Annotated in this window: 1 protein-coding gene; it reads right to left on the minus strand. The window is 48.2% G+C overall.

What is annotated here, in order from left to right:
- Positions 1 to 231: 231 nt before the first annotated feature.
- On the minus strand, positions 232 to 800 hold a 569-nt coding region (locus tag AB5935_RS27530; RefSeq protein ID WP_368328043.1), incomplete at its 5' end, for a RagB/SusD family nutrient uptake outer membrane protein.

Below are 800 nucleotides of genomic sequence, written 5' to 3' on the forward strand. Positions count from 1 at the left end.
TCCATATCCTGTGGCGACTTTTGTGCCGACGCGGTTAGAAAACCTGCGGCAAACAACAGGACGGATAGGCTTAACTTTTTGTATATCATATTATTATAGTTACTTTTATCTCTATTCATATAAAGTCCTCCTGATGCGTTGAATGTTCGGCACCGAGGAGGACATTGTTCGACACCGAGGAACAGTAGTTTCGGCACCGAGGAAACAACCGTTCGGCACCGAGGAACTTTCTTATTGGTAGTCGGGGTTCTGTACTAACACTCCTTTAGACTTGTCGATCTCTGTCTGCGGCAGTGGAAGCAGTGCGTTTTTGTCCTGATAATTGGTTTTACCGGCTGCGTGCAACACTTCTTTTGCAATGCCCCAACGAACGAGGTCATAGAAACGGTCGAATTCCAACCCTAATTCCACACGGCGTTCGTGGCGGATGGCTTCACGCAATTCTCCCTGATCGGTAGTCGTCACTTTAGGTAATATATTGGTATTGGTGCCTCTGGCGCGTGCGCGTACTTGTTCCAAATAGTCGATTGCTTCACCCGGAATACCTTTTTCATTAGCTGATTCGGCTCCCATCAGCAGTACATCTGCGTAGCGGATCAGACGAATGTTTACCCAGAATCCTTTGTTGGTATATTCTTTACGCAAAGCCGGGTCGGTATAGGCTTTCTTGTTAAAGTAAGCACCCATTGCCGGAGAAACCGGAGATTCGCCGTATGGCTCGTTGGTGTTTTCCGGAGTGATAGGCTCGCTGTCCGAGTGGCGGAAGTAGAGTAGGGTGGAGTTTTTGCGTGGATCACCCT

Source organism: Phocaeicola sp. RTP21198st1_B8_RTP21198_201120 (assembly GCF_040929485.1).
Taxonomy (GTDB): Bacteria; Bacteroidota; Bacteroidia; order Bacteroidales; family Bacteroidaceae; genus Phocaeicola; species Phocaeicola dorei.